This is a genomic window from Micromonospora sp. CA-240977 (assembly GCF_050942285.1).
Classification (GTDB): domain Bacteria; phylum Actinomycetota; class Actinomycetes; order Mycobacteriales; family Micromonosporaceae; genus Micromonospora.
Genome location: NZ_CP192055.1, coordinates 4,549,492 through 4,576,485 on the forward strand (window position 1 = coordinate 4,549,492; position 26,994 = coordinate 4,576,485).

The following is a 26,994-nucleotide window of genomic DNA, read 5'->3' on the forward strand; positions in this document are numbered from 1 at the left end:
CGTCTACATTGCACATATTGCAACGCAAGCGATGGGGGTCGCCCGTCGCTTCGAGGGGAGGCATAGCCGTGGCGCAATCGATTCGCCGTGCGATCGACCTCATCCGTCGATCGGCGGAGCACCCGCTGTCGCTCACCGAGGCGGCGGACGTGCTCGGCGTACACAAGTCCACGGCCCTGCGGATCCTGCAGACCCTGGAATCCGCGCGCTTCGTGCGCCGGACCGGCGCGGGCACCTACGTGCTCGGCAGCGGACTGATCGAGCTGTCCGAGCTCGCGCTCGGCTCGATGGACCTGCGTCAGTTCGCCGCCGCGCACCTACGCGCACTACAGCGCGAGACCAGCCACACCGTGCACCTGGCGCAACTCACCGGCGATGAGATCATCTACATCGACAAGGTCGACAGTCCGGCGTTCGATGCCGTCAAGCTGCCGTCCCGGGTGGGGCGGGCGGTGTCGATCTACGCGAGCGCCGTCGGCAAGACGATCCTGGCGTACCTGCCGTCGGAGGAGCGCGACCGCCTGCTCTCCCACGTCGTCTTCGAGAGATTCACAAACACCACCTTCGCCGACCACGAGTCCCTCGAAGCCGAACTCGTCCGCATCCGCGAACTCGGCTGGGCCACTGACAACGGCGAGCACGACGCGTACGTGATGTGTGTCGCCGCGCCGATCAGGGATTCCCGCGGCCAGGTCATCGCCGCCGCCTCGATCACCGCGATCGAGGTCATCGCCAGCCTCGACCAACTGAAGAGCAACCTGCCGCGCCTGCTGGAGACCGCGAACAAGATCTCGTGCGAACTCGGCTACACACCTCCGTCCGCCCCGATCCCGGACACGTCGGAGGTTGGCCAACCGATCGACGGGTGAGCCCTCAGCGTTCGGTCGACCCGGGTGCGGTCCACCACCACGTCTCGAGCAGCTTCGGTTCCCCCAGCCCGTTCACCCTCTCGACCAGGGCGTCGTCGCCGCGGACGTATCCGGCGGACCGCGCGACCCCCTGGGAGGGCAGATTGCCCTGCACGATGGCGAGCCGCAGCCGGGACAGGCCGAGCTCCTCGTGGCAGAACTCCGTCATCCGGCGCAGCGACCGGGACGCCAGGCCCTGACCACGGTGCGCCGGTCCGATGGCGTACCCCAGCACGCCGCTTGCCACGTGCAGGGCGACGAGGCCGAGCGGCTCGCCGCCGTCGCGCGTCACGGCCAGGTCGATGATGCGCTGTGCGCGACGCCGCCGGATCCTGACCAGGAAGGCCTCGGCGTCGAACGGCGCGGGGATGTCGGTGTTCGCGGCCGTGTCGGCCGCGTCGAAAAGCCCCTTAAGGTACGGCGTGTCGGAGTCGGACCATTCGCGCACCACCACCCCCTCCCCGATCAACAGGAGCGGAGAATCGGTCGGATCGACGGCGGACGACATTGTCGATGCGCAGCTCACGGAACATCCTTACACGGACGCCCCCGCATTCTGCGATGGCCCGGCTCCACTGATGATTGCGCTTGGGCCTTTCACCCACGGTGTCGCTTTCCGACTCGAAAGGTCTCCGGGCCCCACCACGGCGATCCGGGAAGGTGCTGGCTCGCGGCGCCCGGAGGCAGCACCTTCCCTGATGCGGTGGCGCCGAGCGGTCGACCCGAGGCGGTCCAGACGGCCGTCAGCCGTCGATGCTCTGCCATTCAAAACTGCCGCAGCTGTCCTCGATCAGATTGTTGATCCCGTCGACCAGACAGATCTTGACCCCGATACGTTCGCCCGCCGCGACGTTCTTGGGGAAGATGGCGTACGGGTCGAAGTACACGGGGTTGTTCGTCGAACCAGCGCCGTGATATTTCGTGTCGAGGTACTTTCCGTGTAGCCAGGCCCAGACCTGGACCCCGTGGCCGTCGGGGTGATTGTCGTAGATCTCCAGGTAGTCGTCGTTGTTGCCGCCCCCGGGTGCTCCGGGGCCATAGTCGACGAACCTCACGATGCCGGCGAAGCCATACCTGTCGTAATTGGTCCACACCTCGAAGTCGTCGTTTCCCGCGGCGGCCGGGTTGGCCTGAGCCAGGACAACCGTCAGTGCCGCCGCTACCGGCAGCAGCACGCGCCTCGTGAGCATTCTCTTCATCTGGCTGCTCCTCCGCCTCACTACGGATTTCCGTCGGCTCGCTGCCGACCGCCCTCATCGTGTCGGCGTGACCTAGGGAAAACCTGCAACAAACCTCGCAGGCAGTTCCGCAGCCGGGGCCAGCCGTTCGACGATGCGGGCCACCGTGCCGACGACCGGGCGGGGCCGGCACGACAGCCGCAGGAGAAGACCGGGTCGGGGTCGCGCCGGAGCGTTCAGGCGCCGCCGAGCCGGTGGTGCTCGTCGGTCTCCATGTCGATGAAGGCCTGGATCATGCCCCGGTAGATCCGCTCGACCAGGTCCGGGTCCGCGCCGGAGTCGCCCGCCAGCGCGCGGACCCGGGCCACCACCTGCGCCACCCGGTCCGGCGCACGGACCGCCTGCTTGTCGCTCTTGAGCGGGGCCGCCCGCCGGACCAGGGCCTCCCGACGAGCGAGCAGCCCGACGAGCGCCGCGTCCAACTCGTCGATCTGGTCGCGGATGTCGGCCAGCGCCGACGCGGTGTCTGTCATGCCGAAGATCGTCGCACGGCAGGGCCGGATGCTCGGACCGTCGCGATCCCCCACCCCGCAACGCCGGGCACGGCGGTGTCCCCGGCCGCCAGTGGCCGGGGACACCGTCGAAGCGCCGGATCGGGGTCGACCTCAGGGGCAGTCGAACCAGCGGGTCTCCTCGCCGTCGCCGTAGTAGGCGTTCATGGGGCAGTAAGTCCGGGCGTCCGATGTCGAACCACGAGAATGGTCCGAAATAGTCATTGCTGTTGCGCTCGAAGTTGTCGGCCGAGTTGTCGAGGTTGACGTAGCCGGGCGACTCGGCGACTGTGCCGTAGAACTTCAGGCGCTGGCGGCGGTGCCGCTGACCAGCGCCGTCATCAGGACGACGAGCGCGCCGGCAACTGCGCCGGGAATTCGGAATCTCATGGCTGACTTCCTCCTACGGAGAGCTGAGCACGATTACTGCCGGGGGCACTGTGTCAGCGCCTACTGCCGCGACGCTGACGTGGCGCTGAAAATGGCGGCACCGTCCGGTGTCCGACTGAGCCGTCCAGGCCGCTTCCTCGGTCGATAGCCTGAGCCGAATCGTGTGATTGAGGCGGGGGCCCAATGCGAGTCAGGCTTCTTGGACCAGTCGACGTGACAACGGAGACGACCGCTCGTGCGATTTCCGGACTCCGCCGCAAAGGCGTGCTCGCCGTGCTCGCCCTGCACCCGGGCGTCATCGTCAGCACCGACCGCCTGATCGACGTGATCTGGGCGGACCAGGCTCCCGCCACCGCGCCGAACAGCCTGCAGAGCCACGTGTCCTACCTGCGCCGCGTCCTCGGCGCCCGCGGCGCGATAGTGGGTCGCCCACCCGGCTACCTGCTGGATCTGCCCGGCGAGGCCACCGACGTCGAGGTGGCCGAACGGCTCATCCGCGAGGGCACCCGGTCGACCGACCACGGACGGGCCCGCACACTGCTGGCCAGTGCCCTCGACCTGTGGCGGGGGCGTTCACTCGTCGATGTCGCAAGCCTCGACTGGCTGCACACACAGGCCGAACGCCTGGAACACCTCCGGTTGGTCGCCGTACGCGCGCTGGCCGACAACCGCCTGGCGCTCGGCGAGCACGCGCAACTCGTACCGGAACTGGAGTTGCTGGCCCAGCAACATCCCCTCGACGAGCACATCCACGAACAACTCATGGTGGCGCTCTACCGCACCGGCAGACAATCCGACGCGCTCGCCACGTACCGGCGGTTGCGTCGCACCCTCCGCGACGACCTGGGGATCGAGCCGAGCCCGGCGTTGCGCGACCGGGAGAGCGCCATCCTGGCGCAGGACCCGGCGCTCGCCTGGTCCGCGCCGGCCGGCGAGGTGGTCACGGTCGCGGCGCGGGAGTCCGCGCCGGCCCAACTACCCCCGGCGGTACGCGCCTTCGCCGGTCGTGCCGACGAGGTGCGCTGGCTTGACGAACGGCTCGGACGGCCGGGCGCGCCCAACCCGCCCGCGATGGTCATCTCGACCATCTCCGGGACACCGGGAGTCGGCAAGACCGCGCTCGCCGTGCACTGGGCCCACCAGGTCGCCGACCGCTTCCCGGACGGCCAGCTCTACGTCAACCTGCGGGGCTTCGATGCCGGCGGGGCGGTGCTGGACCCCGCCGACGCGATCCGGGGATTCCTGGACGCGCTCGGTGTGCCGGTGCAGCGCATCCCGGCCGGCCTGGCCGCCCAGGCCGCGCTCTACCGCAGCCTGCTGACCGGCCGGCGGGTCCTCGTGCTGATCGACAACGCGCGTGACGCGGAGCAGGTCCGTCCGCTGCTGCCCGGCTCGGCCGGCTGCCTCGCCGTGGTGACAAGTCGCCACCAGCTCACCTCGCTTGTCGCCGGCGAGGGCGCCCATCCGCTCGCTCTCGACCTGCTGCCCGCGTCCGAGGCCCGGGACCTGCTGGCCCGCCGGCTGGGCGGTCATCGGGTCGCCAACGAGCCGGTCGCCGTCGACCAAATCATCGCGAGCTGCGCCCGGCTGCCCCTCGCGCTGGCCGTGGCCACCTCGCGGGCCGCCACCCGTCCCGGCTTCCCGTTGGCGGCGCTGGCCGGGGAGCTACGCGACGCGGCCGACGCGTTGGACGCCTTCGACGGCGGCGACCCGACCACCGACGTACGCGCGGTCTTCTCCTGGTCCTACCGAGCGCTGAGCCCGGCGGCCGGTCGGATGTTCCGGCTGCTGGGGTTGCATCCCGGCCCGGACATCGCCGTGCCCGCCGCGGCCAGCCTGGCCGGCGTCCCGCTGCGCGGGGCCCGGACACTGCTGACCGAGCTGACCCGTACCCACCTGGTCATCGAGCACACGCCCGGCCGGTACGCGATCCACGACCTGCTCCGCGTCTACGCGACCGAGCTGACCGAGGATCTCGACAGCGAGGGTGAGCGTCATGCTGCCGTGCGCCGGGTGCTCGACTCCTATCTGCACACCGCGTACGCGGGCGCCCGGCTCCTGCAACCCTTCCGCGACCCGATCGACCCGGGCGTCGTCCACAGTGGCGTCACGGCGGTGGCGCCGACCGGCGCCGGACAGGCGATGGCCTGGTTCATCGCGGAGCATCCGGTGCTGCTCAACGCCGTGACCCGCGCGGCCGACGACGGGCTGTACGCGCACGCGTGGCGGTTGGCCTGGACGATGGCCGACTTCTTCGACCGCAAGGGTCACTGGCAGGATTGGGCCACCACCCACGAGACCGCGTTGACCGCCGCCGACCTGCTCGCCGATCGTTGGGCTGCCGCGAGCGTCCGGCGTGGTCTGGGCCGGGCCCGCGCCCAACTGGGCCAGTTCAGCGAGGCACACTCCCAACTCCGCCAGGCGTCCCACCTCTACGCCCTCCTGGGCGACCTGACCGGCCAGGCGCACGTGGCCCGCAGCATCGCCTGGGTCTGCGCCCGACAGGGACGGCACCGGGAGGCCCTGGCCCACGCCCAGCAGGCACTGACACTGTTCGAAGCCGTCGGCGACCGCGCCCTGCAGGCCCGCGCCCTCAACTCGATCGGCTGGCAGTACGCCCAACTCCGCGATCACGGCGCGGCCCTGCGGCACTGCCGGCGGGCGCTGCGCCTGGTCCGCGAGGTGGGCGACCGGTTCGGCGAGGCAAACACGTGGGACAGCATCGGCTACGCCCACCACCACCTCGGCGACTACCAGCAGGCCACCGCCTGTTACCAGCGGGCGGTGCAGCTGTTCCAGGATCTTGGCGACCGCTACTACGAGGCCGACACGCTCACCCACGCCGGGGAGAGCCACCAGGCGGCGGGCGACCCGGAGGCCGCCCGGCTCGCCTGGCTGCGGGCGCTGGACATCCTCGGCGCGCTCGGCCATTCCGACGCCGACCGACTCCGCGTCATGCTCGGCCACCACCCACTCGCCCGCCCCGGCCGCACGGCGTATCGGCACCCGGGCCTCGTATAGTTCCGACGGTGCAGAGGGAGAAGGTTCGGCAGGCGTACGGATCCGTCGCAGATCTCTACATCGACCTGTTCGGCACGAGCCAGCAGGTCGATCCCGACGACCTCGCCTTCATCGGCCGACATCTGGCAGGTCAGCCCGGCACGGTGCTCGACCTGGGCTGCGGCCCCGGCCATCTCACCGGTCACCTTCGTTCGCTGGGCGTCGACGCCAGGGGGATCGACCTGGTCCCCGAGTTCATCACCCACGCCCGGGCGACCCACCCGGGCGTCGAGTTCCACCTCGGGTCCTTCGAAAACCTCGACGTCGCCGCCGGCTCCGTCGACGGCATCCTGGCCTGGTATTCGCTGATCCACCTGCCGCCACCGGAGTTCGACGGCGTACTCGGTGAGTTCCGGCGGGCGGTGGCCCCGGGTGGGCGGTTGGTGCTGGGCTTCTTCGACGCCGACGAGGTCGGCCCCTTCGACCACAAGGTGGTGACCGCCTACCGCTGGCCCCCCGACGAAGTGTCCGAGCGGCTCAGCCGGGCCGGCTTCCGGGAGGTCGACCGCCACCAGCGGCCCAGCGAGGGCGGTCATCGGCCACACGCCGCCATCGCGGCGGTCGCGGAGTAACGGCGAGCCGGGTAGCCGGGGCCGTCAGCGCGGTGGGCGTCGGTCGCGTCAGTCGGTGCCGTCGACGAACGCCGCACGCGGTTCGAGACGCTGGCCCCGCGCGTACTCCGCGGCGAAGCCGGTCGCGCCGAGCGCCTCGACCGCGGCCGCCCGCACGGCCGCCAGGTCGGCCGCGTCATCGGGATCGGGCACTTGACCCAGCGCCGCGAATGCGGCGTCCGTGACGGCGACCATCCGGCCGGCCCGCGCGTGGTCGCCGTGGGCCGACGCGAGCGCGGCGTCCGCCAGGCAGACGTACGGGACGAAGTCCGCCCAGCCGTTGCGGAAGACCCTCTCCCGGCTCGCGGCGAACAACTCCCGCGCCGCGTCGAGATTGCCGAGACCCAACTCGCAGAACCCGAGGTTGTGGGTCTCCGCGTTGACGAGTGTGGGCTGGCCCAGAGCCTCGTTGAGCGCGATGCTCTCCCGATAGAGCTGCCGAGCGCGGGTCAGGTCGCCGGACATCCGGGCCACGCCGGCCAGCACGTGGCGGGGCCGCTCCTCCAGACTCCGATCACCGGACCGAAGGGCAACCGCGAGCGCTTCCCGGGCGCGCGCTTCGCCGCCAGGAAGGTCACCACCACGGATGGCGACCCGGGCGAGGCTGTACCGGGCCTCCACCTCCCCCGACGGATCGCCGGCCGCCCGCGCCCTGTCGATCTCGGTCTCGCTCATGCGCACCACCGCGTCGGTTTCGCCCCGGCGGAAGGCCGCGCGAACATCGTCGCTGAAACCCACTCCTGTTGCCCCTCTCGCTCCGGGCCGCGCCTCAGTCGATCAGGCGTGGAAGATCGTCCAGTTCGCTACGAGGCGAAAGCCCATCGCCTCGTAGAGCGGTCGGCCCATCGCGCTCGACTGCAGGTAGGCGGCCTCCGCGCCGGCCGCGATGCCATCCCGCAGGACGGCTTCCGTGATCGCTCTGCCCACTCCACGGCCCCGTGCGGCGGGCAGCACGGCGATGTTGAACACGCCGACCACGCCGGAGGTCAGCAATCCGAGCCCGGTGCCGACGGGTCGGCCGGACTCCTCGGCCAGATAGCCGGCGACCGGGTCGGCGTCGAGCACACCGCCGCCCATCAACGAACCGAAGGCGCCGTCCGGAGCTTCGAAGCCCCGCGTGAGGGTGTCGGTGTAGAGGCCCGCCTCCGTCGCGCGGACCCGGCGGATCGACTCGGGCCCCGCCGGGGCGGAGCGGAACACGACGTCACCCGCGGCGCAGGCCAGCAACGGCAGGTCACCGCGGTTGAGCAGCCCGTGCCGGGCGGCGAGGTCGCGGACGTCGTCGTCCGCCTCGCCCCGAACCATGATCGACCAGTGCTCGGCCTGCGTGCCGACCTCGACCGCCAGCCGGTCGAGTGACCCGAGATCCGGGTCCGGCGTCGTGTCGTAGACCACGTTCAGCGACGCCACCCCCGCCTGGGTCACCGCGGCTCGGGCGGTGCCCCGCTCGGCGTACCAGCCCTTCGGGGTGACAGCGCAGAGAACCTTGATGGCGTCGGCATACGACGCCGCTATCCAATCGGCGCTGGTGTTTATCGAACACTCCTCGTTGCTCCGTAGCCCGCTGGCCGAGCGATTCGGCATGCCGGGGCCGGTTTCCACCGCCGGGAAACCGGCCCCAGGCAGGTCAATGGTGCTCGCTCGGCCGGTTGTGACCGCGCGCGGGGACGGTCAGGCGGCGAGCTTGCCGGCGATCGTGACCACCCGCTGCGCCATGTGGTCGAGGGCGTTGAGCTGCGCGTCACCCAGCGGCGCGTCGTTGCTTCCGCCGGTGACGTGCGAGACGCCGTACGGGTTGCCGTCGGCGAACTTCACCGGGTCGGTGTAGCCGGGCGCGACGACCAGACCGCCGAAGTGGTGGATCGTGTTGTAGAGCGCCAGGAGCGTCGACTCCTGCCCACCGTGGGCGGTCATGGAGGCGGTGAAGCCGGCGTACACCTTGTCGGCCAGCAGACCCTGCCCCCACTGCGGGCCGAGGGTGTCGATGAACTGCTTGAGCTGGCTGGAGACGTTGCCGTACCGGGTGGGGGTGCCGAAGAGCACCGCGTCGGCCCAGACGACGTCGTCGGCGGTCGCCTTCGCCTCGCTCTTGGTGGCGTCGAAGTGCTGGCTCCAGGCGGCGTTGGAGGCGATGGCCTCCTGCGGGGCAAGCTCCGGAACCTGGCGCAGCCGCACCTCGGCGCCGGCCTTCTCGCCGGCCTCGGCGAGCCGCTTGGCCATCGCGTGGACGGTGCCGGTGGAGGAGTAGTAGATGACGGCGAGCTTAGCCATCGGAGGGGTCCTTTCATCGAAAGTAGTTGCCGGCGATAAATTTGCCGTAGCAACAATCTGACTCTAGCAACTGCGGCGAGCGGTTGCCACCGGACCCCGGGTGGCCCGACGCGCAGCCCACTGTGGGTGGGGACTCGGAAGCCGACAAATGGTGTTCGACGGCGGTAAACCGCCGAGGGGCCACCGAGGCCGGACAGCTGACGCCGGACGGGACGATCCACTGCCGGTACGATCGGCCGCGTGGACCTGGACGTCACCGCCGACCGGCTCGGCGTACCCGTCGAGGACGTCGAGCGCGTGCACCGCCTGGCGAACGACCGGCCGTCGGCCCCGCTGCCCGCCAAGGCCGACGCGCCCGCGATCCTCGACCGGCTCGCGGTACGGCCGGACGACGCCGCCGAGATCCTGGCGGGCTGGCCCGACCCCGACTCAGCACTGTGGACGGCGGAGTTGCGCTGGCTGCTCGACCGCTCGACCGCTCTGGTTCTCGCCGACCTCGGGGGCCACGGCTGGCTGTCGCCCGGTCCGGAGCTGCCGCGTGAACGAGGTCCCGCCTGGCGGCACCTCTACGTGTACGCGTACCTGGCCCTGGTCGACGTCGCCCGGGGCTACCACCGCGACCACGGCATCACCGATGACGTGTCCTGGGCGACCCTCGCCGACCTGGGCCGCAACCTCGCGATCGACCGGCGGATGCGCCGCGAGGGTTGGCCGGTCATGCAGAGCTGGTTGACGCTACACGCGCGCGGTGGCCTCTACGAGTTGGGCCGACTGCAACACCAGCGCGGCGGCACCGCCATCGACCTGCACATCCCCGAGGCGGGGCCGCTGACCCCGGAGGCCGTCGACGCATCGCTCGACGAGGCCCGCGCGTTCTTCCCGCGCCACTTCCCCGACGAGCACTACACCGCGTTCGCCTGTGGCTCCTGGCTGCTCGACCCGCAGTTGCGGGAGTACCTGCCCGAGGGTTCCAACATCATCCGGTTCCAGCAGCGGTTCGAGCTGGACCCCTACGAGGAACCGGAAGGGCTGGACGCCGATGTCGAGGTGCGGCGATTCGCGTTCCGCACCCTGACCACCCCCCTCGACCAGTTACCGCGCGACACCCTGCTCCAGCGTGCGGTCGTCGACCACCTGAAGGCCGGCCGGCACTGGCGCTGGTGTCGGGGCCGATTCCCGATCTAGCCAGACGATCGGCCACGGGCCACACCGGTCGCGGCCCTCAGTCGAGGCAGAACTCGTTGCCCTCGACGTCCTGCATCACGAGGCACGACTCGTTTTCCTCGTCGGCAGTGAGCAGCCGCACGCGTGTCGCACCGAGCGCGAGCAGTCGCGCGCATTCGGCCTCCAGCGCGGCCAGCCGCTCATCGCCCACGAGCCCCGTGCCGACCCGCACGTCGAGGTGCAGCCGATTCTTGACGACCTTGCCCTCGGGAACGCGCTGGAAGAACAGGCGCGGGCCCACCCCGGACGGATCAGCGCAGGCGAACGCCGCACCCCGCTTCTCGGGCGGCCGGGTCCGCTCGAAATCGTCCCAGGTGGCGAACCCCTCCGGCGGCGGCGGTACGACGTATCCCAACACCGCGCACCAGAAACGCGCGACCCGCTCCGGCTCCGCGCAGTCGAAGGTGATCTGGACCTGCCTGACTTGTGACATCGCTCCACCCTAGGGAGGCTCTCTCGTCGTCCGCACCGCATTAATCCGCGCAACCGCGCCGGTGACCGGTCGGTCACCGCAGAATCTCGACGTACCCGTCGCTGCCGTGCACGCGGATCCGCTGTCCGTCGGAGATCAGCCGGGTGGCGTCCACCACGCTGACGACAGCCGGCAGGCCGTACTCCCGGGCGATCACCGCGCCGTGTGTCATCAGTCCTCCGACCTCCGTCACCAGGCCCGCGATGGCGACGAAGAGGGGCGTCCAGCTCGGGTCCGTGTGCGCCGTGACGAGGATGTCACCCGGTTCGAGATGAGCCTGGGCCATGTCCAGGATGACGCGGGCGCGCCCTTCGACGGTCCCGGCGGAGACCGGCAGGCCGACCAGGGCGCCGGCCGGCACGTCGTCGCGCCGGTACGCCCCGGTGACGGCCTCGCCGTCGGAGGTCAGCACCCGGGGCGGCGTGAGCGCGTGGTACGACCGGAACTCGTCCTTGCGTCGCTGGATCAGCGTGTCGTCCACCTGGTGCGAGCGCACGACGTCGTGCAACTCCTGGAACGTGAGGTAGAAAACGTCCTCCTGCTCGCGGAGCACGTTGGCCCGCACGAGGCGCTCGGCCTCTCGCAGCACTGCCTGCTTGTAGACGAAGTAGCGGCTGATGATGCCGTACTTGGGATACTCCCGGTAGCCGACGAAGGTCCGGACCCGGTCGATCATCCGCGCGGTCTCGTCGGCCTTCTGCTCCCCGTCCGGCAGCGCCCGCAGGCGCGTCAACACCTCCTGCGCCTTCTTCTCAGCCTCCTGCCGCCCCTGCTCGAAGCGCCGCTGGGCGGCGCCCGGCGCGAAGTTCGCGACGTTGTCGAGGAGCACGGGCACGAGGGCGGCGGGGCGCTCGCGCCACCGCGGTCGCGTGATGTCGATCTCACCGACGCAGCGCATGCCGTACCGGTCGAGGTAGGCCTCGATGGCGTCACGCGCTTCGGTCCCGCCCGCGAGCTTCGGCAGCTCGTCCAGGAAGCCGTCGTCCTCGACGCCCCGCAGGAACGCCACCACCTCCGGATGCGGACGGAGCACGTCCGCGACGTCGAGCAGCGCGAGCCCCATCTCCGACGTGACGTTGCCGGGGGCGGACAGCGTGAGGGTGTCGGCGGCGTTCTTCTCGCCGAGCCATTCCCCCAGCCGGTCGTTGAGCCACCAGGTGGCCTGCATCCCCGCCATGATCGCCTGCATGCTCAACGGATCGCCGAGATCCCGCTTGTGCTGCGCGAAGGCCTCCAGCAGGAAGTCGAACAGCGCTGGCCCGGTCAACGTGGCGATGTCGTGGCGCAGGGCGGCGATGGACGCCTCGCTGCGCTCGATCAGTTGGGTGACGATGGCCGGATCGGTCTCGATCGGGGCGGACGTCGCACCGGCCGGCGGCCCAACGGGACCGGTGTCCGGCAGCGCCGGGACGAAGTCGGGCCGGTCGAGGACGGTCTCCAGCGCGTCCCGGGTCAGCGGATCGGTCCGGCCGGCCATCTCCAGGAAGCCGGCACGTTTCGCCGGCGAGGCCAGCATCCGGGTCGCGTCGACGAACAGCCTGCCGCCGGCCTCGTGCATCGGCGCCATGGCCGTCAGCTGCCACATGGAGAGGCCCAGCGGCCTCATGGGGTCGGTCATCATCTGCTGGTGGCCGACGGAGAGATAGATGTGGTTGTCCTGGTCGTCAGCCGCGGGGATGGGGAAGAGCGTGGTGATCGGCCGGCTCTGCACGATTTGGAAGTCGTCGTCGACCAGGCACCATTCGATGTCCTGCGGACAGCCGGCCCGCTCCTCGATCCGACGCCCGAGTCGCACGAGCCGCAGGACCTGCGCGTCCGTCAGCGCCGGCTGCTCCCGGCGCTGCGGGTCGATCGCCACCTCCTGCGTCCCGCCACCCGGCAGGGCGTGCACGGCGACCTCCTTGGCGGCGATCGACCTGGCGACGATCGCACCCTCGCGCACCGTGAAGACGTCCGGGTTCACCCGGCCGGAGACCAGGGCCTCGCCGAGGCCGAAGCTGGCGTCCACGGTGGCGACCTTCCGGTTGCCGCTGACGGGGTCGGCGGTGAACAGGACGCCGGCCGACTGCGGGAAGACCATCTGCTGCACGACCACGGCCATGCCGACCTTCCGGTGGTCGAAGCCGTTGCGCAGCCGGTAGGTCACGGCCCGCTCGGTGAACAGCGACGCCCAGCACCGGCTGACGTGGGTCAGGATCGCGGCCGCGCCGATGACGTTCAGGTAGGTGTCCTGCTGCCCCGCGAAGGAGGCCGTCGGCATGTCCTCCGCCGTCGCGCTGGATCGCACGGCGTAGGCGGACTGTTCGCCGAGCACGACGAGCGCGCGGGTGATCGCCGCCGCGAGATCGCCGGGGATGGCGGTCTTCTCGATGCGCTGGCGGACCTCGGCGCTGAGCACACGGATCGGCTCCCGGTCATCCGGGCCCAGATGCGACAGCTGATCGAGCAGATCGCCGATCGCCGGCCCTTCCGCCACGATCCGCCGGAAGGCGACAGTGGTGACACAGAAACCCGCCGGCACGCGGACGCCGTCGATCCGCGACAGCCCGCCCAGGTGCGCGGCCTTGCCGCCGACGAGCGCGACCTGGGTCCGGTCCACCTCTGCAAGATCCACGACGTACTGCTCGCTCATCGCCACACCTCCCGGGCCGCCGTGCTCCGGCGCACCGCAGCCGCCGAGAGCTCCCGCATCCGCCGTGCCGACCCGACCCGCGGATCGCGGTGGCCGCGTCCCCCGTACAACGACAACAGACCCACGTCGTGCCCCCGATTTCTCGTCAGTGCCGTCTCCGGCCGCCGATTCTGCGCCACGACCCGGGTCTTGCCGCAAGCCCCCCGGTACGCTATAAGTTAGAAGTGGCAGGGAGTCGCATCTCCCTGCCTTTTGCTGTGGTCGTCCGTCGCGAGCCGTGCTCCTTCGACCGGTCAGCACCTGTCGGGGACGAGCGGCGGACGCCGGCGCACCGGCCGCGACGCCGACAGGTCCTGGTTACGCCGACCCGGCCATCGACGCCAGGCGGCCGAGCCGAGAATGCTCAGCACCGCCGGTCCGAGCACCAGCCGGATGACTGTGACGTCGATGATGACCGCGGTCGCCAGACCGATGCCGATCATCTTGATGCTGGTGTCCTGGATCGGCACGAAGGACAGGAACACCACCGTCATGATCGCCGCGGCGGCCGTGATCAGGCGACCCGTGCCGTCCACGCCGGCCAGGATGGCGCGCTGCGCGTCGTGGCCGCTGTCGTACTCCTCCTTGATGGCCGAGAGCAGGAACACCTCGTAGTCCATCGAGAGTCCGAAGAGGACCGCGAACAACAACATCGGCACCATCGACATGATCGGCACGGGCTCGTCGATGCCGACCAGCGACAGGCCCCAGCCCCACTGGAAGATCGCCACCACGACGCCCAGCGCCGCGCCGATCGACAGCAGCGCCAGCACCGCCGCCTTGATGGCGATCACGGGCGCCCGGAACATCGCGATCAACAGCAGCGCCGCCGCGACCAGCACGGCGAGCACCATCCAGGGCAGCCGAGCGCCGACCGCGTCGGAGAGGTCGGTGACGAACGCGGTGGGACCGCCGACCTGGATGCGTCCGTCGGTGCCCTGCTCGGCTGCCGGTGCCAGGTCGTCACGGATGCGGTGCAGCAGGTCACTGACCTCGGCGTCCTGCGGCGAGTGCTCGGGCACCACGGTGAGCAGCGCGAAGCCGCCGTCCTGGCTCGGTTGGGCCGGGGTTACCAGGGACACCTCCGGATCAGCCGCGAGGCCGCTGCTCAGTCTCTCCAGCATCGCGTCGCCCCGGCCACCGGTCGGCAGCTCGGCAACGACCAGGAACGGTGCGTTCCAGCCGGCGCCGAACTCCGCGGCGACCGTGTCGTACGCCTTGCGCTGGGTGAAGCTCGTCGGGGCGTTGCCGTCGTCCGGTGTGCCCAGCCGCAGGCTGAACAGCGGGATCGTGAGCACGACGAGGACCAGCAGCGCACCGGTGGCGTACGCGTAACGGTTCTTCGCGACCCGGTCCGCCCACCGGCCCCAGCCGCCGAGTGCCCGAGCAGCCCCGGGCTCCCCGGCGACCGGCGCGTCCTCGCGTCGACGGCCGACGCGCAGGGCGTTGACCTTCGGCCCCAGCAGCCCGAGCACCGCCGGCAGCAGGGTCAGCGCCGCGAGCATCGTCATGCTGACGGTCAACGCCGCGGCCACGCCCATGCCGCCGATGAACGGGATGCCGGTCAGTAGCAGGCCGAGGATCGCCGCCACCACTGTGGCGCCGGCGAACAGCACCGCGTGGCCGGCCGTGGCGAGTGCCCGGCCGACGGCGTCGGCCTTCGGCATACCGGTCGAGAGGTAGTGCCGGAACCTGGTGATCACGAACAACGCGTAGTCGACACCCGCTCCCAGGCCGAGCATCACTGCCACGATCGGGGCGATGGCCGGGATGTCCATGCCGGTTCCGGCGATCAACACCAGTGCGGTGCCGGCCATCAGCCCGAGCACGGCGACCAGCACGGGCAGTCCGGCGGCGACCACCGAACCGAACGCGACAAGCAGGATGAGCAGCGCCGCGCCGACGCCGATGAGCTCGGAGCCACTGGTCTCCGGGGTGGCCGCGAGATCCACCACCAGGCCCCGGAACTCCACAGTCACCCCGGCGGCACGAGCCCTGTCGGCCGCGGCGTCGAGCCGCTCGCTCTGCTCGGCGGTGAGGTCGCCGAGCTCCTTGTCGTACTGCACGGAACTGATCGCGGTGCGACCGTCGGCGCTGAGCTGACCGCTCCCCTCGGCCAGTGGGTCGGCGGCCGACCGGACGTCCGGCTGCCCGGCGAAGTCCGCGACCACCGCGCGGATGGCGTCGGCCTGGGCCGGATCGCGGAGCGGGCCGCTGTCGCTGTGCCAGACGACGTCGGCGCTGGCGGCCCCGAGCGCGGCGAAGTGTTTCTGGGTGAGGTCCACGGCGCGCTGCGACTCCGCGCCGGGAATCCGGAACTCGTTGACGAAGGCGCCGCCGCTGGCCTGAGCCACACCGAGCAACGCCACGGCGCTCACGGCCCAGGCCGCGATCGTGAGCCACGGGTGCCGGGCGGTGGCACGCCCCAACCGCTCAAGGGTTCTCTCCATGCCCACAGCGTAATTGCAGTGAATGCAATGTTTCAATAGCTGCAACGTCCAGGATTGTAGGATGCAGCGATGACTGGCAACATGGGCCTTCGCGAGCGGAAGAAGGCGCGCACCCGACAGGCGCTCGTCGACGCGGCGATCGCACTGTTCGCCAGCAAGGGGTACGACGAGACCACAATCGCCGACGTCACGGCCGCCGCCGACGTCTCGCCCCGCACCTTCTTCGTCCACTTCGCCAGCAAAGAGGACGTGCTGTTCGACGATCCCCCGCTCAAGCTGGAGCTCTTCACCGCTGTGCTGGCGCAGCCCGGTCCGGACGAGACCCCGGCACAGCTGCTACGCCGGGCGTTCCACTCGGTTCTCAACGCCGACACCGACCCCCTGGGCCAGTCCGAGCGCATCCGCGCCGACCTGATCCTTCAGACACCCGCGCTGCAGGCCGGCGCCGTGCGCAAGGTGTTGGAGGGTCAACGCGAGATCGTCCGAGCGCTGCTCGACGCCTATCCCGACACGCTGGACCCGGTGACCGCATCGGCACTGGTCGGTGCCATGGTGGGCACCCTGGTCGGCGCGATCACCATGCTCTACTCCGATGCCGAGGTGGCAGCCCGGATGGCCGCCGATCCGCAGCAGATGCGCGCCGCGCTGGACAACGCCATCGCGTCCACCTGGCAACACCTCGGCGACACCGGCTGATCCAGCTGCGCGAAACGCGTTCGGGCGCCCCGACGGGGCGCCCGAACCACGCGTGACCCGACGGCGATCGACTACTCGCGTACGCCCGAGACCGGGAAGCTGCCGAACATGCCGGCCTTCACCGTGCCGGTCATCGTGTTCTCGTCGACGACGGTGGTGAAGGTCAGAGTCACGTTGAACTTCGACATCTTCATCTTCCAGCGCAGGTCGGCGCCGGACACCGCGCCGTCAAGCACCTCGGTCGTCAGGCCGTTGTCGAGATTGGTGACGGTTCCGGTGACCTGGTCTCCGGCACTCTGCAGGTCGAGCTGGAGCCGCTGCTTGCCCATCGGGCTGTCGGTGGTCAACTGCCATTTGCCCTCGACGCTCATGCGAACCCTCCCCGAACCAGCGTGGATGTCCCCACCCACTGTAGGAATCCCGGCCGCCCTGGGAGCACCCCTACCTCACCCCTAATCCGGCACCCACCCGGAGCCGGACGGCGTCACCCACCCGGAGCCGGACGGCGGCACCCACCCGGAGCCGGACGGCGGCACCCACCCGGAGCCGGACGGCGTCACCCGCCCGGTGCGGGACGGCGTCGTCGGTAGGGGTGGTCCGCTCCGGTGGGCCCGGCTAGGTTCGACACGTCCGGCGGTGCGGGCGGCAGGCGTCGGCTACACCCACACCCCCGACCGGATCGGCTGTGCGCCGCGGGGGACGACGAGAAGGGTCACGTGCTGGTGCTGCTGAGCTGGCTGCTCGCGTCAACCGACGAGAGCCCGGATGCGATCCGGATCGACGACCAGGCGGCCTCGTGGGTGCAGGTGCGACGGCTCGCCGCCGCGGTGGCCGACGACCTGCGCGGTGTGGACCGGGTGGCCGTCGACGCGACTGCCAGCCTGCACACGGTGGTCGGTGTGGTCGGTGCGCTGCTGGCCGGGTCCGCGGTGATACCGGTGCCGCCGGACGCCGGCCCGATGGAACGCGAGCACATTCTGCGTGACTCGGCGCCCGGAGCGATGCTCGTGCCGGCTCGCGGTGAGCACCGCGAGACACCCGACGGGCTACCGACCATTCCGATCGACCTGGGACGAGGATCGGACACCAGCCACGCGGAGCCGGATCCGGCCAGCATCGCGCTGATTCTCTACACCAGTGGCACCACCGGCGCGCCGAAGGGCGTGACGGTGTCGCGCCGAGCCATCGCGGCCTGCCTCGACGGGCTCGCCGCGGCCTGGCAGTGGACGCCGGACGACCTGCTCGTGCACGGCCTGCCGCTGTTCCACGTACACGGCCTGGTGCTCGGCGTGCTCGGGCCTCTGCGAGTGGGTAGCCGGCTGCACCACGTGGGCCAACCCCGTCCCCAGCGGTACGCGGCAGCGGCCGGCTCCCTCTACTTCGGCGTCCCCACCATCTGGTCCCGGATCGCCGCCGACGAGACCTCGGCCCGAGCCCTACGCGCCGCGCGGCTGCTGGTGTCGGGCAGCGCCGCCCTGCCCGCGTCGGTCTTCGCCGACCTGACAGGCCTCACCGGCCACCAGATCGTCGAGCGCTACGGGATGACCGAAACGTTGATCACGGTGAGCGCCACCGCCGACGGCCCCCGCCGCCCCGGCGCCGTCGGTCTGCCCCTGCCGGGGGTACGCACCCGCCTGGTGGACGAGCACCGCCGCTCGATGCCCACCGACGGCGTCACGATGGGCGAACTCGAGGTGTGCGGCCCGACCCTCTTCGACGGGTACCTGAACCGGCCCGACGCGGACGCGGCCACCCGCACCCGGGACGGATGGTTCCGCACCGGCGACGTGGCCACGATCGGTCCGGACGGCTGGCATCGCATCGTCGGCCGGTCCGCCACCGACCTGATCAAGAGCGGCGGTTACCGGATCGGCGCCGGGGAGGTGGAGGACGCGCTGCTGGCGCATCCCGGTGTCCGGGAGGCCGCGGTGGTGGGCACACCGCACCCCGATCTCGGTCAGCAGGTGACGGCGTACGTCGTGGGTGACGGGATCGATGAGGCGCAACTGATCGAGTTCGTGGCCCGCCAACTGTCGACACACAAGCGGCCCCGACAGGTGCGCGTGGTCGAGGCACTGCCCCGCAACGCTCTCGGCAAGGTGCAGAAGAGCAGGCTCAGGGCAGAGTGACCCGGCCAGGGCGCGCAGAGCGGCGGCCCACCGAGCGACACGCCGTCATCCGGCGGCCACAAGCGGTCCGGTGGCGGCGTCGTTGCCCACCGCCACCGCCGCCAGCAGCAGTCCACTGTCCACCATCCACCGCCCGGAGAAGCTGACGACCGGTCCGGGCACCAGCAGACGCGCCGCGAACCGCCGGCCGACCGGGTCGAGCGACACGGCGGCGTCGTCGAAACCCAACCACCGGTGGGTCAACGGAAACCACGCCTTGTACACGGCCTCCTTGGCGCAGAACAGCAGCCGGTCCCAATGTACCGACGGATCATTCGCGTGGAGCCGGGCGATCAGGTCGCGCTCACCGGCGTCGGCGATGACGTCCAGGATCCCGGGCGGCAGCGCTTCGTGCGGCTCGGCGTCGACACCCACCGCGCGCAGCAGCGCGGCGGGAGCGGCCGCCGCGGCCCGGTATCCCGCACAGTGGGTGATGCTCCCGACCACACCGTCCGGCCACCGTGGCGCTCCCCGCTCCCCTGCGGTCAGCGGGACCGCGGGATGACCCAGCTTCGCCAGCGCCTCCCGGGCGCAGCGCCGCCCGGTCGCGAACTCGCGGCGACGCTTGGCGACCGCTCGTACGACAAGGTGCTCCTCCTCCGGAAAGAGCGGGGCCGGCAGCTCGTCGTCGAACGCCTCGGCAGTGGCCGCGCCGGGCGGCAGGATCCGCTCGATCACGAGGCCACCACGTGCCGGTTCACGCGCGGATCCTGTCGTGGTACGCCCGGACCAGCTCATCGGCGGCATCGGCCACCCCGAGGGTGCCGGCCGCCACCGCGGCATCCACCCCGGCCGGCGTCGGCACCTCGGCCAGTTCGTCCAGGACCGCATGCCGGGCCTGCACCCGGATCGCCTCGATGCTCTGTTCACACCGACGCCGCGCCAGATCGCCCGACTCGGCGCCGGACCGGTACCTGGCGGCCAACCGCTCGACGAGCTCGACCAGCCCGGTGCCGTCGAGGGCGCTGCACGTCAGCACGGGTGGCACCGGCCGACCGTCCCGGGGCAGCAGCCGCAGCGCCGCCGCCAGTTGACGCGCTGCGGCCTGGGCCGGCTTGTCGCGGTCGCCGTCCGCCTTGTTGATCACGATCAGATCGGCGCGCTCCAGCACGCCCATCTTCAGCCCTTGCAGGTCGTCGCCCGCCCCCACCAGTCCGAGCAGGAGGAAGGTGTCGACGATGGCGGCCACGGCGGTCTCCGACTGGCCGACGCCGACCGTCTCCACGAGCACGACGTCGTATCCGGCCGCCTCCACCACCGCCACCGCCGCCGCCGTGGCGCGGCCGAGGCCGCCGAGCCGCCCGGACGAGGGTGACCCCCGCAGGTACGCCGCCGGTGCCGCCGCCAACCGGGACATCCGGGTGGCGTCGCCCAGGATGCTGCCACCGGTACGCTCCGACGACGGGTCCACGGCCAGCACCGCCACCCGGTGGCCGCGCTCGATCAGCAGGGCGCCGAGTGCGTCTATCAGCGTGGACTTGCCGGCGCCGGGCACGCCGGAGACGCCGATCCGGTGGGCGCCCCCGCGGTGTGGGGCGAGGTGGCGCAGCAGTTCCCGGCCACTGTCGCGGTCGGCCGGCAGCGTCGATTCGAGCATCGTGATGGCGCGGCCGATCGCGGCCCGCGAGCCGGCGAGGACCGCCTCGGCGCAGGCTTCCACACCGGTGCTCACCCAGTGCTGCCAGCGCGGTCGTCCAGAATGGCCAGCAGGTTCTGAGCGGCTTGTGCGATCACCGTCCCGGAGCCGAAGATCGCCGCCGCGCCGGCCGACCGCAGCGCGTCGTAGTCGCCGGGCGGGATGACCCCGCCGATCACCACCAGGATGTCGCCGCGGCCCATCGCCACCAGTTCGGCGCGCAGCTCGGGCAGCAGACTGAGGTGGCCGCCGGCGAGAGAGCTCACCCCGACCAGGTGCACGTCGGCGTCGACCGCCTGGGTGGCGACCTCGCGCGGTGTCTGGAACAGGGGCCCGACGTCCACGTCGAAACCCAGATCGGCGAGTGCCCCGGCAACGACCTTCTGGCCGCGATCGTGTCCGTCCTGCCCGATCTTGGCGACGAGGATCCGGGGTCGACGACCGTGTCCGGCGGCGAACGCGGCGACCGCCGCCCGGGCGTCCCGGACCGCCCCGTCGTCGCCGCTCTCCCGCTGATAGACACCGGACACCGTCTGGACGGTGGCGACATGCCGCCCGTACACGCGCTCCAGCGCAGCCGACATCTCCCCCACCGTCGCTCCGGCCCGCGCCGCGTCCACCGCGCAGTGCAGCAGGTTGCCCGGCCCGGTGGCGCTGGACGGGCCGGCCGCGGCCGCCACCATCGCCTCCAGGGCGGCGGCGCAGGCAACCTCGTCCCGGACCTCCCGCAGCCGGCGCAGGCGCTCGGTCTGGGCCCGCAGCACTGCCGCGTTGTCCACCTTCAGCACCTCGATCCGCTCCCCCTCGGGCGCGGGGAACACGTTGAGGCCGACCACCGGGCGGCGACGCGCGTCGATCCGCGCCTGCGTCCGCGCCGCGGTCTCCTCGATCCGCATCTTCGGCAGCCCCTGCCCGATGGCCCGGGTCATGCCGCCGGCCGCTTCGATCTCGGCGAGATGCGTCCTGGCCCGGGCGATCAGGCCCGCGGTCAGGTGCTCGACATACCCGCTGCCGCCCCACGGATCGATCACGCGGGTGGTGCCGGCCTCGTCCCGCAACAGGAGTTGGGTGTCCCGGGCGATCCGGGCGGAGAAGTCGGTCGGCAGGGCGAGCGCCTCGTCGAAGGCGTTCGTGTGCAGCGACTGGGTGTGTCCCTGGGTCGCGGCCATCGCCTCCACGGCGGTACGCACCACGTTGTTGAGGACGTCGTGCGCGGTCAGTGACCAGCCCGAGGTCTGGCAGTGCGCACGCAGGCTCAGCGATTTGGGGCTGTGCGCCCCGAAACCGGACACCAACTCGGACCAGAGCACGCGGCCGGCCCGCAGCTTGGCGACCTCCATGAAGAAGTTCATGCCGACCGCCCAGAAGAACGACAGCCGCTGAGCGATCTTGTCGATGTCCAGGCCGGCGTCGCGGGCCGCGCGCAGGTACTCCAGACCGTTCGCCAACGTGTAGGCGAGCTCCAGATCCGCGGTGGCCCCGGCCTCGTGCATGTGATAGCCGGAGATGGAGATCGAGTTGAATCGGGGCATCCGGGCCGCGGTCCAGGCGAGGATGTCGGCCACGATCCGCATCGACGGCGCGGGCGGATAGATGTAGGTGTTCCGGACCATGAACTCCTTGAGAATGTCGTTCTGGATGGTCCCGCTGAGCTTCTCCGGGGGCACCCCCTGCTCCTCCGCCGCGACGATGTAGAGCGCCAGGATCGGGAGCACCGCCCCGTTCATGGTCATCGACACGCTCGTCCGGTCGAGTGGGATGCCGTCGAAGAGGATGCGCATGTCCAGGAGGGAGTCGATGGCGACGCCGGCCATCCCGACGTCGCCGCGCGCCCGGGGATGGTCGGAGTCGTAGCCGCGGTGCGTGGGCAGGTCGAAGGCGATCGACAGACCAGTCTGCCCGGCCGCCAGGTTGCGGCGGTAGAAGGCGTTGGACTCCTCGGCGGTGGAGAAGCCGGCGTACTGACGGATGGTCCACGGCTGGGTGGTGTACATGGTCGGGTAGGGGCCCCGGAGGAACGGCGGTGCGCCGGGCACGCCGCCGCCGACGCCGCCGACGGTGTAGCGGCGCCGTAGCGGGATGCCTTCGAGCGTGTCACCGGCGCTGCTCTGGCTGGTGACCAGAGCCGGTTCGGGCTCGCCGAACTCGAGGTCGCCGAAGTTCGGGATCATCGTGGCGCTCCCGCCTGGTCCAGAATCGCCGCGAGCGCGGCCACCGCGTCGCAGCCCGGGTAGAGGAAGCCGTCCGCGATCACGCCGGCCGTCGGAACGGCGACGGCCCAGAGGCGTACCCCCGGGCGGCGCAATCGTTCGGGGATCGGGCCGCCGTCGAGCCCGCAGACGCACACCACCGCCGCGGTGGACACGTCCTCGGTGGTGCGCAGTCCGGCGACCTGGAGGATCCGCCTGACGATCGCGGTGTCGGCGGCCGCCGCCGGTGAGTCGAGCACCACCAGGCCGATCGGGGACACCTTCCCGTCCGCGGCGCGGTCCCGCAGCCGCTCGAACTCCACAGCGTGCCGGCCGTCGGTGAGGGTCGCGGGTGGGTCCTCGTCCAGAGCGGGAAACTCGGTGACGCCGACGATCGGGCGGCGCAGGCGGCGCACGTCGGCCCGGCGCCGCTGCGCGGCCTCGGCGAGTTCGGCGGCGACCGTGCCGTCGGCGACGGAGGCGACCATGCCGCCGTTGCGCTCGACGGCGCGGAACCGGTCCCAGGCGGCGAGCGCCAGGTCACGGGTGAGGTGCTCGGCGTACCAGGAGCCGGCGGCCGGGTCCTGAACGCGCCCGGCCTCGGTCTCCAGCCGCAGCACGGCGTGAGTCGTGCGAGCCAGCCGCCGGGCGTCCGCGCCGGACGGGCCGCGGCACCCGTCGTGGGGCAGGACGGTCACCGCGTCCGCCCCACCCACGACGGCGGCGAACGCGGCCACCGTGGACCGGACGATGTTCGTCCACGGGGCGCGGGCGGTCATCATCGGCCGGGACGTGACAGCGTGTTGACGCTGGCGCAGCGGTCCGGAGACGCCGGCCGCCCGGGCGACCCGGGTCCAGAGGAGCTGGGCGGCGCGGAGCTTGGCGATCGACGGCCACTGGTCGCAGCCCACCGCGTAGCGGAACTCGATCTGACCCATCGCGGTGCGCAGGTCGAGGCCCGCTGCGGTCAGCTCGCGAAGGTACGTGACGCCCGTGGCCAGCGCGTATGCCAACTCCAGCACGTCGGGCGCACCGGCGTCGTGGTAGGCGGTGGCGTCCACGGTCGCGGCCCGCAGCGGCGGGTGCTCCTCGACGCAGCGGCGGGCGAGCCGGGTCAGGGGGTCCAGCCGGGGTGACCGACCGGTGCGGACCGCCAGGCCCAGCGGGTCGGCGCCGAGGTTTCCGCACAGTGGCACGGGCCGGTCGTGTAGTTGGCGCAGGAGAGCGTCGGCGGCCACCTCGGTCCGCGGGCCGGCGTCGAGCACCAGGCAGAGACCACTCGACAGGACCGCGGGCGGCACGTCCTCGCCGACGAGCCAGAGCGAGGTCGTTCCGCCGGCCACCTCCTCGGCGAGATCGGCCTCGTCGGTGAGTTGCTGACGGACGTCCCACGGGCCCGGAGCGGGATGCACCTCCGGCACCGCGTGACTGTCCACGTACAGCGGTGCGATCGTGACGCCGTCGTCGGTGGTCGTGGCGAGGATGCGGTCGACGTCGGCCGCGTCGGCGACCTCTGCGGTCCGGCGTAGCACCGGCAGGGCCAGTTCACGCCAGCGGTCCAGGGTCGCCGGGCTTCGCGTGGTGACGGACACTACGGCGTCTCCTTCGTGGTCCAGGTGTCGGCCTGCTGAAGTAGCTCGTTCAGCAGCTGCTCGGGGCTCACGTCGACGGCTGCGTCCCGCAGTTGCCTCTGGACGAGCTCGCCGTAGCTGGGGCGGTGGACATCGCGAAGGACGCCGATCGGGGTGGTGCCCAGGTCGGAGCCGGAGAGTCGGGTCAGGGCGAAGGCGTACGCCGGATTCTCGACGGCGACGTCGTGGACGACCGCCTGACCACCCTCGTGGACCTCCAGGCCGAAGCCGCCGTCGGCGCGTACGACGGAGAACTGTCGCTCGGCGCCGAACGTGATCGGCTGGCCGTGCTCGAGGCGGATCAGGTGGTCGTCGCGGCTGGTCGAATCCTTGATCAGCTCGAAGGCGCCGTCGTTGAAGATGTTGCAGTTCTGGTAGATCTCGACGAGCGCGCTGCCCTGGTGCTCGGCGGCGGCGCGGAGCACCGACTGGAGGTGCTTGCGGTCGGAGTCGATGGTCCGGCCGACGAAGCTGGCCTCCGCCCCGAGGGCGAGCGAGAGCGGGTTGAACGGGGCGTCCGCCGAGCCGGCCGGCGTCGACTTGGTGACCTTCCCTAGTTCGGAGGTCGGTGAGTACTGGCCCTTGGTCAGACCGTAGATCCGGTTGTTGAACAGAAGGATCTTGAGGTTGACGTTGCGTCGCAGCGCGTGGATCAGGTGGTTGCCACCGATGGAGAGCGCGTCGCCGTCGCCGGTGACCACCCAGACCGACAGGTCCGGGCGGGACACCGACAGGCCTGTCGCGATCGCCGGGGCGCGGCCGTGGATCGAGTGCATCCCGTACGTGTTCAGGTAGTACGGGAACCGCGAGGAGCAGCCGATCCCGGAGACGAAGACGATGTTCTCCCGGGCGATGCCGAGTTCGGGCAGGAACCCTTGCACGGCGGCGAGGATCGCGTAGTCACCGCAGCCGGGGCACCAGCGCACCTCCTGGTCGGATTTGAAGTCCTTCGCCGTCAGCGTGACCGGCGTGAGCGGGATGGTGGGGCTAGCCATTCTTGACCACGTCCTCAAGCAGGCCTTCCAGCGTCGCGGCGGTGAACGGCAGGCCGCTGACCTGGTTGAACGGAACCGCGTCGACCAGGTATCTCGCCCGGATGACCTGGGCCAGCTGGCCCAGGTTCATCTCCGGGACGACGACCTTGTCGTAACCCGCGAGCACCGCGCCGAGATTGGCCGGCAGCGGGGCGAGGTGGCGCAGGTGCGCCTGGGCGATCGGCAGCCCGCGCTGGCGCAGTGCCCGGCAGGCCGCGCCGATCGGGCCGTACGTCGATCCCCAGCCGAGCACCAGCACCCGGCCGCCCTGTCCGTCGCCGTTGTCCGCGTCCGGGTCCTCGACCTCGACAGCGGGTACGTCGATCGCCTCGATCCGGGCCGCCCGGGTACGGACCATGAACTCGTGGTTGTCCGGGTCGTAACAGATGTCCCCGGTCTTGTCGGCCTTCTCCAGGCCACCGATCCGGTGCTCCAGGCCGGGAGTGCCGGGGACGGCCCAGGGCCGGGCCAGGGTGTACGGGTCGCGCAGGTACGGGAGGAATCGTCCGTCGGCACCGTTCGGCGTGGTGGCGAACGTGACGCTGAGGTCGGGCAGCTCACCCGCGTCGGGCAGCAGCCACGGCTCGGATCCGTTGGCCACGTAGTTGTCCGACAGCAGGATCACCGGGGTGCGGTACGTCAGCGCGATCCGGGCCGCTTCGATCGCCGCGTGGAAGCAGTCGGACGGCGACTTCGGCGCGATCACCGCGAGCGGCGCCTCCCCGTGCCGGCCGTACAACGCGATGTTCAGGTCGGCCTGCTCGGTCTTTGTCGGCATCCCCGTGGAAGGTCCGGCCCGCTGCACGTCGACGATCACCAACGGCAGTTCGAGGGCGACGGCCAGGGAGATTGTCTCGCCCTTGAGCGCCACGCCCGGACCGGAGGTGGTGGTCACGCCGAGCGCGCCGCCGTACGAGGCGCCCAGGGCCGCGCCAATCGCCGCGATCTCGTCCTCGGCCTGCATTGTGGTGATCCCGAACCGTTTGTGCTTCGACAACTCGTGCAGGATGTCCGAAGCCGGAGTGATCGGGTAGGCACCGACGAACAGCGGCAGTTTCGACCGGACCGCCGCCGCCACCAGGCCGAGCGCGAGGGCTTGGTTGCCCGTGATGTTGCGATAGGTGCCGGGTCGCATCTTCGCTGGTTTCACCTCGTACCGGACCGCGAAGTCCTCGGCGGTCTCCCCGAAGTTCCAGCCCGCCTGGAACGCGACCTTGTTCGCCGTGACCAGATCCGGTCGCTTCGCGAACTTCCGCTCCAGGAACCTGAGGGTCGACTCGAAGGGCCGCGAGTACATCCAGCTCAGCAGGCCCAACGCGAACATGTTCTTGGCCCGCTCGGCGTCCTTCTTGGAAATCCCCAGCTCGCTCACCGCGTCGACGGTCATCGAGGTGAGCGCGACCGGGTGTACCGCGAAATCGGCGAGGGAACCGTCGTCGAGCGGACTGGCCGCGTAGCCGACCTTGGCCAGGTTGCGTGGGGTGAACTCGTCGGTGTTGACGATGATGTCGGCGCCGGCCGGCAGGTCGGACAGGTTCGCCTTGAGCGCCGCCGGGTTCATGGCGACCAGGACGTCGGGCGCGTCGCCGGGGGTGAGGATGTCGTAGTCGGCGAAGTGCACCTGGAAACTCGACACACCCGGCAGGGTGCCCGCGGGCGCCCTGATCTCGGCCGGAAAGTTGGGCAGCGTGGAGATGTCGTTACCCAGCTGGGCTGTTTCGGACGTGAACCGGTCACCGGTCAGCTGCATGCCGTCGCCCGAGTCGCCGGCGAACCGGATGACCACCCGGTCGATGCGGAGAGTTCGGCGGGACCCGGCGGCTTCGTTGGTGGGCGGCATCGGCATCTGAGCTC

Annotated in this window: 22 protein-coding genes; 6 read left to right on the top strand and 16 right to left on the bottom strand. The window is 71.1% G+C overall.

Annotation, left to right across the window (positions count from 1 at the left end):
• Window positions 1-68: 68 nt before the first annotated feature.
• Window positions 69-869 carry an IclR family transcriptional regulator gene (locus ACQPWW_RS20935; protein ID WP_433124878.1) on the top strand — a complete coding sequence of 267 codons (801 nt, stop codon included), beginning with the start codon at window positions 69-71 and terminating at the stop codon, window positions 867-869.
• Window positions 870-873: 4 nt separating this feature from the next.
• Here the strand turns inward: ACQPWW_RS20935 and ACQPWW_RS20940 are convergent, their stop codons facing one another.
• The 3 genes from ACQPWW_RS20940 to ACQPWW_RS20950 form a co-directional block, all read right to left on the bottom strand.
• Window positions 874-1,434 carry a GNAT family N-acetyltransferase gene (locus tag ACQPWW_RS20940; RefSeq protein WP_433124879.1) on the bottom strand — a complete coding sequence of 187 codons (561 nt, stop codon included), beginning with the start codon at window positions 1,432-1,434 and terminating at the stop codon, window positions 874-876.
• 217 nt (window positions 1,435-1,651) lie between these two features.
• Window positions 1,652-2,083: a hypothetical protein gene (locus ACQPWW_RS20945; RefSeq protein WP_433124880.1), complete on the bottom strand. Its 432-nt coding sequence runs from the start codon at window positions 2,081-2,083 to the stop codon at window positions 1,652-1,654.
• 239 nt (window positions 2,084-2,322) lie between these two features.
• Window positions 2,323-2,619 carry a chorismate mutase gene (locus ACQPWW_RS20950; RefSeq protein ID WP_433124881.1) on the bottom strand — a complete coding sequence of 99 codons (297 nt, stop codon included), beginning with the start codon at window positions 2,617-2,619 and terminating at the stop codon, window positions 2,323-2,325.
• Between the two features lie 621 nt (window positions 2,620-3,240).
• On the opposite strand from ACQPWW_RS20950, the gene ACQPWW_RS20955 reads away from it, so the two are divergent.
• Together ACQPWW_RS20955 and ACQPWW_RS20960 are read left to right on the top strand one after the other, a co-directional pair.
• Complete coding sequence (locus tag ACQPWW_RS20955) at window positions 3,241-6,048, top strand: BTAD domain-containing putative transcriptional regulator (protein ID WP_433124883.1); 2,808 nt, start codon at window positions 3,241-3,243, stop codon at window positions 6,046-6,048.
• A gap of 8 nt (window positions 6,049-6,056) precedes the next feature.
• Window positions 6,057-6,659, top strand: coding sequence for a class I SAM-dependent methyltransferase (locus tag ACQPWW_RS20960; protein ID WP_433124884.1), 603 nt, complete (start codon window positions 6,057-6,059; stop codon window positions 6,657-6,659).
• Between the two features lie 48 nt (window positions 6,660-6,707).
• On the opposite strand, the gene ACQPWW_RS20965 is transcribed toward ACQPWW_RS20960, so the two are convergent.
• From ACQPWW_RS20965 to wrbA, 3 genes are all read right to left on the bottom strand, one after another.
• Window positions 6,708-7,373, bottom strand: a complete 666-nt coding sequence (locus ACQPWW_RS20965) for a tetratricopeptide repeat protein (protein WP_433124885.1) — start codon at window positions 7,371-7,373, stop codon at window positions 6,708-6,710.
• Between the two features lie 102 nt (window positions 7,374-7,475).
• Entirely contained in the window at window positions 7,476-8,282 is an 807-nt protein-coding gene (locus ACQPWW_RS20970) for a GNAT family N-acetyltransferase (RefSeq protein ID WP_433124888.1), read from the bottom strand.
• Window positions 8,283-8,369: 87 nt separating this feature from the next.
• Window positions 8,370-8,969, bottom strand: coding sequence for an NAD(P)H:quinone oxidoreductase (gene wrbA, locus ACQPWW_RS20975; RefSeq protein ID WP_433124890.1), 600 nt, complete (start codon window positions 8,967-8,969; stop codon window positions 8,370-8,372).
• 240 nt (window positions 8,970-9,209) lie between these two features.
• Between wrbA and ACQPWW_RS20980 the strand changes: the two genes are divergently transcribed.
• Window positions 9,210-10,154, top strand: coding sequence for an acyltransferase domain-containing protein (locus ACQPWW_RS20980; protein ID WP_433124892.1), 945 nt, complete (start codon window positions 9,210-9,212; stop codon window positions 10,152-10,154).
• Between the two features lie 37 nt (window positions 10,155-10,191).
• Here ACQPWW_RS20980 and ACQPWW_RS20985 read toward each other — a convergent pair whose 3' ends face one another.
• The 3 genes from ACQPWW_RS20985 to ACQPWW_RS20995 all read right to left on the bottom strand — a co-directional run bounded on the left by ACQPWW_RS20985 (window position 10,192) and on the right by ACQPWW_RS20995 (window position 15,786).
• Window positions 10,192-10,626 (bottom strand): VOC family protein, encoded by a 435-nt coding sequence (locus ACQPWW_RS20985; RefSeq protein ID WP_433124894.1) that lies wholly within the window; start codon window positions 10,624-10,626, stop codon window positions 10,192-10,194.
• A 73-nt stretch (window positions 10,627-10,699) separates the two neighbouring features.
• Window positions 10,700-13,297 carry a rifamycin-inactivating phosphotransferase gene (rph, locus tag ACQPWW_RS20990; protein WP_433124896.1) on the bottom strand — a complete coding sequence of 866 codons (2,598 nt, stop codon included), beginning with the start codon at window positions 13,295-13,297 and terminating at the stop codon, window positions 10,700-10,702.
• A gap of 293 nt (window positions 13,298-13,590) precedes the next feature.
• On the bottom strand, window positions 13,591-15,786 hold the full coding sequence (locus ACQPWW_RS20995; protein WP_433124897.1) for an MMPL family transporter: 2,196 nt from the start codon (window positions 15,784-15,786) through the stop codon (window positions 13,591-13,593).
• Window positions 15,787-15,855: 69 nt separating this feature from the next.
• Between ACQPWW_RS20995 and ACQPWW_RS21000 the strand changes: the two genes are divergently transcribed.
• Entirely contained in the window at window positions 15,856-16,482 is a 627-nt protein-coding gene (locus tag ACQPWW_RS21000; RefSeq protein WP_433124900.1) for a TetR/AcrR family transcriptional regulator, read from the top strand.
• A 71-nt stretch (window positions 16,483-16,553) separates the two neighbouring features.
• Here ACQPWW_RS21000 and ACQPWW_RS21005 read toward each other — a convergent pair whose 3' ends face one another.
• Window positions 16,554-16,853 (bottom strand): hypothetical protein, encoded by a 300-nt coding sequence (locus ACQPWW_RS21005; protein ID WP_433124901.1) that lies wholly within the window; start codon window positions 16,851-16,853, stop codon window positions 16,554-16,556.
• 348 nt (window positions 16,854-17,201) lie between these two features.
• On the opposite strand from ACQPWW_RS21005, the gene ACQPWW_RS21010 reads away from it, so the two are divergent.
• Window positions 17,202-18,611: an acyl-CoA synthetase gene (locus ACQPWW_RS21010; RefSeq protein WP_433134464.1), complete on the top strand. Its 1,410-nt coding sequence runs from the start codon at window positions 17,202-17,204 to the stop codon at window positions 18,609-18,611.
• 45 nt (window positions 18,612-18,656) lie between these two features.
• On the opposite strand, the gene ACQPWW_RS21015 is transcribed toward ACQPWW_RS21010, so the two are convergent.
• The 6 genes from ACQPWW_RS21015 to ACQPWW_RS21040 are packed head-to-tail and all read right to left on the bottom strand — an operon-like array spanning window position 18,657 to window position 26,980.
• Window positions 18,657-19,328 carry a 4'-phosphopantetheinyl transferase family protein gene (locus tag ACQPWW_RS21015; RefSeq protein ID WP_433124903.1) on the bottom strand — a complete coding sequence of 224 codons (672 nt, stop codon included), beginning with the start codon at window positions 19,326-19,328 and terminating at the stop codon, window positions 18,657-18,659.
• 19 nt (window positions 19,329-19,347) lie between these two features.
• Complete coding sequence (meaB, locus tag ACQPWW_RS21020; protein WP_433124905.1) at window positions 19,348-20,322, bottom strand: methylmalonyl Co-A mutase-associated GTPase MeaB; 975 nt, start codon at window positions 20,320-20,322, stop codon at window positions 19,348-19,350.
• Window positions 20,319-22,457, bottom strand: coding sequence for a methylmalonyl-CoA mutase (gene scpA / locus ACQPWW_RS21025; RefSeq protein ID WP_433124907.1), 2,139 nt, complete (start codon window positions 22,455-22,457; stop codon window positions 20,319-20,321). Before scpA ends, meaB begins: the two co-directional genes overlap by 4 nt.
• Window positions 22,454-24,067 carry a methylmalonyl-CoA mutase family protein gene (locus tag ACQPWW_RS21030; RefSeq protein ID WP_433124909.1) on the bottom strand — a complete coding sequence of 538 codons (1,614 nt, stop codon included), beginning with the start codon at window positions 24,065-24,067 and terminating at the stop codon, window positions 22,454-22,456. Before ACQPWW_RS21030 ends, scpA begins: the two co-directional genes overlap by 4 nt.
• Entirely contained in the window at window positions 24,067-25,101 is a 1,035-nt protein-coding gene (locus ACQPWW_RS21035) for a 2-oxoacid:ferredoxin oxidoreductase subunit beta (protein WP_433124911.1), read from the bottom strand. Before ACQPWW_RS21035 ends, ACQPWW_RS21030 begins: the two co-directional genes overlap by 1 nt.
• Window positions 25,094-26,980 carry a 2-oxoacid:acceptor oxidoreductase subunit alpha gene (locus ACQPWW_RS21040; protein ID WP_433134466.1) on the bottom strand — a complete coding sequence of 629 codons (1,887 nt, stop codon included), beginning with the start codon at window positions 26,978-26,980 and terminating at the stop codon, window positions 25,094-25,096. Before ACQPWW_RS21040 ends, ACQPWW_RS21035 begins: the two co-directional genes overlap by 8 nt.
• Window positions 26,981-26,994 lie beyond the last annotated feature (14 nt).